Source organism: Mesorhizobium sp. WSM4849 (assembly GCF_055811385.1).
Genome location: NZ_JBVVPW010000021.1, coordinates 126,914 through 135,414, shown reverse-complemented (window position 1 = coordinate 135,414; position 8,501 = coordinate 126,914). Strand labels below are relative to the sequence as shown.

The window sequence follows — 8,501 nt, the reverse complement described above, 5'->3', positions numbered from 1 at the left end:
CCTCAGTTGGGACAAAGCGCTCCAACGCAGATCACTTTCAAGGTTGACGCGAAAATCGCTTTCTTCACGGACGACTATCTACCTTGGCTCTTCTTGAGTGCTCTGATCACTCTATGCCGTGGCTCCATGCGCTCATGAAGAACTCGAACGACAATGACGCCGATCGTATCGTCCGAGAGGCGACCCCTCATATAATAAAGGCAATGCGCAGCACCTCCGCGCCTTCTCGCAGCGATCTCCAGGTGCAGCAGTCGAACACCCGCGGCGAGTTCGCCGCGCTCGATGGAATCTGGTCGATCCGGGGCTTCCGAGACTAGCTGGATACCAAGTTCGATTATGCGGGCATAGGCCCGGACCTGCTGCGGACCGAACATCTGCATCGTATTTCGCAAGATGTCCCGGATATCGCGTTCGGCGGGTTCGGTAAGCCCGTGTCTCATCTCTTGGGCGATTCGAGCATCACCTCGTCGAGAATGTCACTGACGCTTTTCTTTGAGAAGCGTCCTGCGTCGGCGGCTTCCACCCCTATGCTGATTTCGCGCCGGAGGATGGCGAGTTTCTCCGCCTGCTGGGCCTTTTCGTGTCGCAGCAAGCGCAGCGCTTCCCTGACGACTTCACTCGAGGAACCGTACCCGCCTTGGGAGACTTCATGCTCCACGAATTCGACCATGTCGCTTGGAAGGCTTACGTTCATCGTTGCCATGTCGCTTCCTCTGCCCCTGGGCTTCGCCCGGATAAATGAGTGTTTGGCAATCTTTGTCAATGGCATGAAATCTGAATTGGCGACGACGATGCCTCATGCTTGCATTCCACGCATCTTGCGATAGACTGGTTGCGAGATGCAATCGGTTTTGCACCTTTGTGCGCGGACAGACGGAGGCACCAATGGCCAGGATCGTCTACGCCATGCTGATGTCCTTGGACGGCTACATCGCCGGGCCGGACGGAGACATTGCCCTGCCGGTACCCGAAGGGGAGCTGCACCGGCATTTTAACGACATGATGAGGCAGACCTCGATCGCGCTCTGTGGACGCCGGATGTACGAGGTGATGCGCTTCTGGGACAGCCCGGACCGAGAGACCGGTGGCGAAATCGAGCGGGATTTTGCCCGCGCCTGGCGCGAAACCCCGAAGATCGTGTTTTCGACGACACTTCGGGAAGTCGGAACTAATGCCCGTCTGGCGAACGGCGATGTCGAGAACGTGGTGAAATCTCTCAGGTCGGAAGCGGGTGGCCAGATAACCGTCGCCGGCGCCGATCTTGCCGCGCATCTCGCACGATCCTGCCTCATCGACGAGTACCGGCTCTACATGCACCCGGTCGTGCTGGGCGGCGGCAAGCCGTACTTCCAGTCCGGCCTGTCGCTGACGTTGAAGCCGCTGGGCACGGAAAACCTTACCCAAGGCGTGACGCTGCTGCGCTACGCACCCGCCGGTTGAGGCGTGGCTCGACGTTGTTTTGGCGCGAGCGGAAGTTCGTCAGCCAAGGACGAATCGCACAGATGACCCGAAGGCGACGCCCACACGTCAGATTCTGAATGGCAGCTCTGCGCCCGATGTCGGCCGCCTCCGCCGACCCAGGCTTCCCAAAAGCGGACCTTGCGATCGCATGACGAAGTCATGCTAAGCGGCCGCGCTCAGCCATTTGCCGAATGCTGAGATGATCTTCTCGCGCGGGTGCTCGGGCTTACGAACCAAGTAGGACGCGTACCCCGGCAAACTCAAACTGAAAGCCTTCACGAGCCTCCCTGAGGCGAGTTCACGACCAACAAGGATATCGCTGAAAACGCCGATTCCCTGACCGGCGATAACCGCCTCTATCGCGTGAAGCTCCTCGTGAAAGCTCAGATGATCCATCTCCGTGAATTCAGGAACATCAGGCCACTTGCTTCGAGCGGCGGCAAGCCACTTTCTCCAGGTCGGCGCTTCAACGTCCGACGGCGGCCAGTAGCAATGAACTAGCGTATGCTTCCTAAGCTCCGCCCCAGTCAGGCAGCCCCCACTGCCGAACAGTTCGGGACGGCACACCGGCCAGAAGGTGTCCTGGAACAACAGGTCGGCTATTCCGTCCGAGGGCGCCAAGTGGCAGTACCGGATCGCTAGGTCTGCGTCGCCACACTCCAGACTCAGGACGCTGTCAGTCCCGATTACATCCAGGGGAGTACCGGGTTGAGCTTCCCGCCAGAGCGGAAGCCGCGGCACGAGCCAGCGGCTCGCGAAAGCGTTCGTCGTCGTGATGCGAAGAGGTGTGGTTTCGCGCTCGCTTTTGATGCTCGAAATCGTTGCTGAAAACGATTGCAGCCCGTCGCGGATCACGGGAAAGAGGCGAGCTCCGGCCGCCGTCAATGTCAACGGTCGGGGGCGGCGGCGAAACAACGCTCGCCCGCAATGGCGCTCGAGCAAGCGGATGTGATGGCTTACCGCCGTCGGCGTGACGCCCAGTTCGGCCGCGGCACGCTTGAAACTGAGATGCCGCGCCGCGGCTTCGAAAGCGCGTAGCTCGGCAAGAGGTGGAAGCTTGTACATCGGCGGACCAACGTAGATGAGTCAGAACTCATCTAAGGCTCAAATTTTCGCGTTTGCAATCGAAGCGCGGTCGGAGCGACACTCGGACGTTCTTCGGAGGCAGCCTATGAACCCGGTTCGAACCGTCAATGATGCCAGGCCCGAGGCCACTGTTGCGTTCCCTGGTGAGCTCCTGCGTCCGTCGGACGCTGGTTATGACGAGGCGAGGCGCGTCCACAACGGCCTGATCGACAAGCGTCCCGCACTCATCGCCCGCTGCCACAATACTCCGGATGTCGTTGAGGCGATCAAGCTCAGGCGCGATCTCGGCCTGGAAGTCGCGGTTCGTGGGGGCGGGCACAACGTGGCCGGACGTGCGACGATCGACGGCGGGATCATGATTGACCTGAGCCCGATGAAAAAAATCCAGGTCGACACCGAGCGCCGCACGGTGCGAGCACAAGCTGGTGTGACCTGGGGCGAGGTCAATCGCGAGACGCAGCGCCATAGTCTCGCAGTCACGGGCGGTGTCGTGTCCACTACCGGGATCGCCGGCTTGACCCTCGGCGGCGGGCTCGGCTGGCTCATGGGCAAGTTCGGCTTGACGCTTGATAATCTCCTCTCGGCCGAACTCGTCGACGGCGAGGGAAGTCTCTTGCGGGCCAGTAGTGATGAGAAGCCAGACCTCTTCTGGGCCATTCGTGGTGGTGGCGGCAACTTCGGCGTCGTAACCGAGTTCGAGTTCCAGCTGCACCCGGTCGGCCCGAGCGTCACGGCAGGCCCCGTCGTCCACGCAATCGAGCAAGCACGTGAGCTGCTGACGTTCTACCGCGAGACGACCGCGGCGTTGCCGGACGAGCACACGATTTTCGCAGCCCTGACCCATGCTCCCGACGGGTCCGGGACACCAGTGGCGGCGCTCGTCGCCTGCCATTGCGGCCCGTTGGCCGAGGGCGAGGAAGCGATGCGCTCGCTCAAGCAGTTCGGGTCTCCGATCCTCGATGGCGTCGGGCCGATGCCCTATTCGGACGTTAACAGCATGCTCGACGCGAGCTTCCCCAAGGGCGCGCTCAATTACTGGAAGTCGAACTTCCTGATTGAACTGAGTGATGCCGCAATATCCACGATTATTAAGTGCTTTGCGGAATGTCCAACGACAATGAGCCAGCTTCTGCTTGAGCACGTCCACGGGGCGGCTACGCGGATTCCCTCCGACGAGACGGCGTTTGTGCATCGCAAGGAGGGCTACAACTTTCTCGCGCTCGCGCAATGGACAGACCCCGATGCGACGGACCGGTGCATCGCGTGGGCGCGGACAACCTACCAAAGGATGCAGCCATTCTTCGCGCCCGGCCGCTACGTCAACTATCTTGGTGACGACGAGATGGGCGGATCCGTTGCCGCCGCATATGGCTCGAACTATGCACGCCTGCAACAAATCAAAGCCAGATACGATCCGGATAATCTCTTTCGGATGAACCAGAACATCCAGCCGCGGGCTCAGGCCTGATAATGCTTGTGACAATCAGGGTCTCCCGCTGATTAAAAGCACGGACTGGTTAATTGCGCGGCGTCTCCGGCGAACCCCTTCAACTCTCCAGCACGTCCGCTTCTGCCAGTGTGTCCCGCAAAGCAGCCATTCCGGTTCCGGCCCTATTTCGGTCGTTCGAAAACACATTCGGTGGTCGCTTCTGCCGCAAAGCGGACCTCGGGATAGAGAGCGTAGTTGCAAGTATTGGTTGGAGAACCGACCGACACACAAACTCGCCACAAATGGCCCGCCGCTAAGCTATTGAAATTGCCCGCGTCAAAAGCTGGGGATTTTTTTGGGGCATTCGGAGAGCATATTGGCGAGAACGCGCCTCCCGCACTCCCAAGCTTTCCGCTGTACACCGCGCAGTTGCTGGGCTTCAGCGGCCACAGCAATTCGGCAGAGAATTGTTTCGAATTTGAAGGTGGTAGAGGGAAGGGCGCTGGAAACTAACCTTCTCCGTTTTTCTGACGTCGCGGCATCAGAAAAACTGCCCGCGCGGATCGCGCTGGCTGCTAGAATCCAGAACGCAGTCTGTGCACGGCAGGTGAAACGCACCGAAAGGGTTCCTCAGTCTCCGGTCATGGCTTGGCAACGGGCCTCACTGAAATATTACGCATCATGATGGTAATGCCGTCAGACTGGATAGGTGTGAATTGCGAGGGTTGCCCGTACATTTTCCACTCCGGTCCAAACCCCGCCATGACGGGCCCAAGTATGAAAGTGAGCGTCTTAGGGTTCTTGGGAACACCTGGCTCGCATTGGTTCGTGATGTAGCAATGTGGCGCTTGGTTGGTGGCGGCTCCTTCGGAGCTGTAGATGACGTTGTCATCGCAGCGAACCTTGATCCATCCTTTCTGGTCCTTTGCCCATCGAACCTTCATTGAAAATGCTACCCACTCACCGAAATGTTCCGGGGACTGGCATTGCTTGCCCAGAAAGGTGATGCCATCAACTTTATCCAATTTTAGCATGAAGAGAAAGTTGTGGAGCAGATTGCCCTCCCAACTCGCAATGCGAAGTCGGCTATCATGGGCGCCAGGCAGAAATCCGACCGCATGCCCGTTGTAAAATCCCTTGTAACTTAGCGACGGGTCTACCCACACGTCGAACCGATATTCAATTGCCTGCCCCAGTCGATAATCCCCACCGAAAAGGGCAGAGCGTACGTTTCCATTGTGGCAGTCATTCTCGCCGCGACCGTCTGCATAGTCCCTCGTGCTGCACTGTTGATCGAATACTTGAAAGGTCGTCACTCCGCCCGTGGTCTTTGGTTGATGGGGGCCATTGAACTTGTGGTTGCTGAACCCGGCAGGGTGTTTGTCGGCAAAGCATGGCGAGCTCGAAAGTAACAAAAACATGGCCACAAGTGCGCGCACGATTTGTCCTCCGGGCGATGCGACGCCAGAATATATCAGGGTTGACTAGGGTTGTCGCCGCTTGGGCAGTACCACCGAGCGAACGCTGCAGACCGGGGATGATCGCGTCGCGATACGCGTCGGCCAGTCGCCCAGCCAGCTCAGTCGCGGCACGCCGTGCGGCTGATAACCTATCGAGGTTTTATTACCAGTTGACGCACAAAGGCCAACGCTTGGCGTTTGCAACCGCTGCTCACCATCCATCCAAGCACGTCGAGTGGATTTCCTGTACCGGCGCTCTCCGGCAATACCTTAATTTCGATCGACGCCGATGTCTTGTTGGTCTCGACGGTAAGAGCCTTTACCTCGGGAGGGATGGGGTCCGGAAGCGAGTAGGTGGGCCTGCCGGCGCTCCAGACCAGGCCGTTCAATGGCTCTCCATCGCCGAGGCGAACCGAGAACACCGCGCTGTTACTAATTCCCTGACGCGCCAGAACCATCTCGCCATTCCGGATGCAACCAGGAGCGGATTCGTCGATGGAAACTGCCCAGGGATCATCGAGCCCACTCGGCATTGTTTGGTCGGCGGTGGTGCGCGACCCGCCGATCGACTCAGTTCTCTGCCGCTCATTGGCCAGAAGGCCGGCTATAAGGGCAAGTTTTGAAGGTCCCGCCTGGGCATCGGTGGTCCGCTGTGAACTGCCGGACGTCAAAGCATCTTCAGTGACCACGAAGGCTCCCGGACCCGAAATCGGGTTGACGCTGCCATCCTCGCCGAGCAGGGTTACCACTGTACCAGCTGGAACGTTGATAACGTCGCTTGGCATGAAAAGCTTGCCTGGCGGCAATTCATCAGCCGCCGGCTCGGCCGAAAGGACTACATACTGGCTGCCGGCTGCCGCGTGTTGCGCCGTGACGAGCACGGCCGCCATGGCCGTAACGAACACCAGCGAGGCGCTTTGCGAGGTCGGACGCATGATGCTCATGTCACGATGCTCCTCCTATTTCTCGGCAAGATGAATGTCTGCTCCGAAGCATCCGCTTGCAAGACGGCCATGGTGAAAAGCGATCAAGCCGTCTCGCGGGTAGTTTGTGACCAACAACTCAAACAGCGCTGTCGCGCGCTTGTCGTTGGCGGCGAGTAGCGCATAGGCCTTTGAATACTCCTCGCAAAGTAGCGTGTTTTGTGGCGTATGGTTCAATGCCTCGAAGGCCTCAATGCCTTCGCCCTTGCCCTTGAGGTACAGAACTCCAGTCGGACGGAGCAGGAAGCGCGTCGTTTTTCTTGCAACTTCCGAGCTTATGCAATTTCTGGTGCCAATGAACTTATTTGCTCCCTCCAGCCGGGCTGCCGTGTTTACCGTGTCTCCAATAGCCGTGTAGTTGAAGAACCGATCTCCCCCAAAGTTGCCTACGATCGCCGGCCCGCCATGAATGCCGATGCGGGTAGCGCCGAAGATATGGCCGCGTCCCGCCAATCTTTCCGGCAGCCGCTCCGCCAGATCCTGCACGGCCAAGGTCAGGGCCACCGCACGCTCCGCTTGGTCATTTTGTGCGGCTGGCGCACCAAAGAACCCGACCACTGCGTCGCCGATGATTTTGTCGATGGTCGCCCCATGCTCGACGAACAACTCGCAGAGTCCGCCCAGATACTGATTCAACATGTCTGCGAGCACCTCCGGAGCGAGCTTTTCGCTGAGAGACGTGAAGCCCTCGACATCAGTGAAGACGCAGGTGACCACACGCCTCGCGCCACCGAGACTGAGCGCGGCGGGCTCCTTGACGATGGCTGTGACGACAGCCGGACTGACATATTTCGAGAAGGCGCTCTGAATGAACTGGCGTGCCTTGGCGTCCCGTCTCCACGCTAGGAACCCAACGAAGGCGGACAGCCCGAGCACAAGGAATGCAGGTGCGACCATCGGAAAGAGGATTGCGAACCGTGCGAAGGCCAACGCCTCACCGATCCACGCCAGCAGCAGCGCACCGGCGATCGCAAGAGGTTTGAGAGCCACCGGCATGGGTCGCCATGCGATCCACAAGCAAAACAGCCCGACAACGAACATCGGCGCGTAGCCCGCTGCCGGCCAGGGAGTCGTTATCCTGTCCCCGGAAATAAGTCTGGCCAGCGAATGTGCGTGGATGGCGACGCCAGGGAGAACACCGATTTCCGCGCCGTTCAACAACGCGAATGGTGTCGGATGATGATCTATTTGCTGCAGGTCCGCGCCGATCAGAACATATTTTCCCTCGAACCAGCCGAGCGGTGCCAGGGCAACGGCTTGTGCCGGATAGGCTGGAAACTTGAAGGGCAAGCCGCCCGCCGTTCGGTAGTAGATCATCTCCTCCGGCCGGTGGCCGCGGGCTATGCCGGTTGCCGCTGCGATCGCGGCGGGAAAGCTTAGCGTCCAGCCGCCTTCGGCTTCTCGGCCGGGAAAAGCTCCACGGACAACGCCGTCAAGATTGTCATGCGATAATGCGGCAAGGCCCCGCTTTGCCGACGGAGCGAACGCGTTGAGATAGTCGAACTGCTTCTGAGTAAGGCCGTCCATGCGCGAAGCCGAGGCGATCACCACAGGCACGCTGGCGGTTTTGATCAGAGCTTCGAGGCGGGCATCCTTTTCCGGCTCTGTTGCCTGGTCGAACAGAAGGTCGATGCCGATGGCGCGAGGGCGGGCAGTCTCGATCCGTGCCACGACGTCGGCCAAGAAGCCACGATCCAGCGGTGAGCGGTATGGAAAATCCGCGAGAGTCTGTTCTGTTATTGAGACCATCACGATGTTGGGTGGAGGACGGGTGAACGGCGAGATCGACACCATCATCACGTCCCGCAGGATATTCTCCAACGGCGGTGACACGAGAGCGGTCGCGAGGGCCAGCAGAACCAGATAGCCGAGTGATGCGGCGATCCCACCCCGCTCTAGGCTGACGATCCGGCCAAATGTCCACACGCAGAAGTAGACCCTCAAGCCCAGTGAAGCGCCGCTCGTGAGGAGCATACCCCCTCAGGCGCATCAAGCAAATGCTCGCCCGTTCGCGACAGCACGCAGGGCATGCACAGCCCGGCAGCAGCTACAACGTCCGCCAATGACCATATGGAGTCGCGG

At 59.6% G+C, this 8,501-nt stretch carries 8 protein-coding genes; 2 read left to right on the top strand and 6 right to left on the bottom strand.

All coding sequences use genetic code 11. From position 1 onward, the window contains the following. Window positions 1–74 precede the first annotated feature (74 nt). The gene (locus AC0L3L_RS23330) at window positions 75–440 is read right to left on the bottom strand and encodes a type II toxin-antitoxin system RelE/ParE family toxin (protein ID WP_473487279.1); all 366 of its coding nucleotides are present in this window, start codon (window positions 438–440) and stop codon (window positions 75–77) included. Beyond that, window positions 437–703 (bottom strand): type II toxin-antitoxin system ParD family antitoxin, encoded by a 267-nt coding sequence (locus tag AC0L3L_RS23325; RefSeq protein ID WP_473487280.1) that lies wholly within the window; start codon window positions 701–703, stop codon window positions 437–439. The genes AC0L3L_RS23330 and AC0L3L_RS23325 overlap by 4 nt, the downstream gene beginning before the upstream one ends. 182 nt (window positions 704–885) lie before the next feature. Between AC0L3L_RS23325 and AC0L3L_RS23320 the strand changes: the two genes are divergently transcribed. Beyond that, entirely contained in the window at window positions 886–1,440 is a 555-nt protein-coding gene (locus tag AC0L3L_RS23320) for a dihydrofolate reductase family protein (RefSeq protein ID WP_473529194.1), read from the top strand. A 183-nt stretch (window positions 1,441–1,623) separates the two neighbouring features. Here the strand turns inward: AC0L3L_RS23320 and AC0L3L_RS23315 are convergent, their stop codons facing one another. Next, on the bottom strand, window positions 1,624–2,526 hold the full coding sequence (locus AC0L3L_RS23315; protein WP_473639215.1) for a LysR substrate-binding domain-containing protein: 903 nt from the start codon (window positions 2,524–2,526) through the stop codon (window positions 1,624–1,626). A gap of 106 nt (window positions 2,527–2,632) precedes the next feature. On the opposite strand from AC0L3L_RS23315, the gene AC0L3L_RS23310 reads away from it, so the two are divergent. Continuing rightward, on the top strand, window positions 2,633–4,015 hold the full coding sequence (locus tag AC0L3L_RS23310; RefSeq protein ID WP_473529192.1) for an FAD-binding oxidoreductase: 1,383 nt from the start codon (window positions 2,633–2,635) through the stop codon (window positions 4,013–4,015). 602 nt (window positions 4,016–4,617) lie between these two features. On the opposite strand, the gene AC0L3L_RS23305 is transcribed toward AC0L3L_RS23310, so the two are convergent. The 3 genes from AC0L3L_RS23305 to AC0L3L_RS23295 form a co-directional block, all read right to left on the bottom strand. Next, entirely contained in the window at window positions 4,618–5,415 is a 798-nt protein-coding gene (locus tag AC0L3L_RS23305; RefSeq protein WP_473529746.1) for a hypothetical protein, read from the bottom strand. A gap of 170 nt (window positions 5,416–5,585) precedes the next feature. Continuing rightward, window positions 5,586–6,380 carry a hypothetical protein gene (locus AC0L3L_RS23300; RefSeq protein ID WP_473529747.1) on the bottom strand — a complete coding sequence of 265 codons (795 nt, stop codon included), beginning with the start codon at window positions 6,378–6,380 and terminating at the stop codon, window positions 5,586–5,588. Window positions 6,381–6,395: 15 nt separating this feature from the next. Then, window positions 6,396–8,393 carry a CHASE2 domain-containing protein gene (locus AC0L3L_RS23295; protein WP_473639214.1) on the bottom strand — a complete coding sequence of 666 codons (1,998 nt, stop codon included), beginning with the start codon at window positions 8,391–8,393 and terminating at the stop codon, window positions 6,396–6,398. Window positions 8,394–8,501: the final 108 nt, after the last annotated feature.

Excerpts from the sequence above, each read along its gene's own strand:
- AC0L3L_RS23330 (WP_473487279.1), bottom strand. The coding sequence starts at position 440 with ATGAGACACGGGCTTACCGAACCCGCCGAACGCGATATCCGGGACATC.
- AC0L3L_RS23325 (WP_473487280.1), bottom strand. The coding sequence starts at position 703 with ATGGCAACGATGAACGTAAGCCTTCCAAGCGACATGGTCGAATTCGTG.
- AC0L3L_RS23320 (WP_473529194.1), top strand. The coding sequence starts at position 886 with ATGGCCAGGATCGTCTACGCCATGCTGATGTCCTTGGACGGCTACATC.
- AC0L3L_RS23315 (WP_473639215.1), bottom strand. The coding sequence starts at position 2,526 with ATGTACAAGCTTCCACCTCTTGCCGAGCTACGCGCTTTCGAAGCCGCG.
- AC0L3L_RS23310 (WP_473529192.1), top strand. The coding sequence starts at position 2,633 with ATGAACCCGGTTCGAACCGTCAATGATGCCAGGCCCGAGGCCACTGTT.
- AC0L3L_RS23300 (WP_473529747.1), bottom strand. The coding sequence starts at position 6,380 with ATGAGCATCATGCGTCCGACCTCGCAAAGCGCCTCGCTGGTGTTCGTT.
- AC0L3L_RS23295 (WP_473639214.1), bottom strand. The coding sequence starts at position 8,393 with ATGCTCCTCACGAGCGGCGCTTCACTGGGCTTGAGGGTCTACTTCTGC.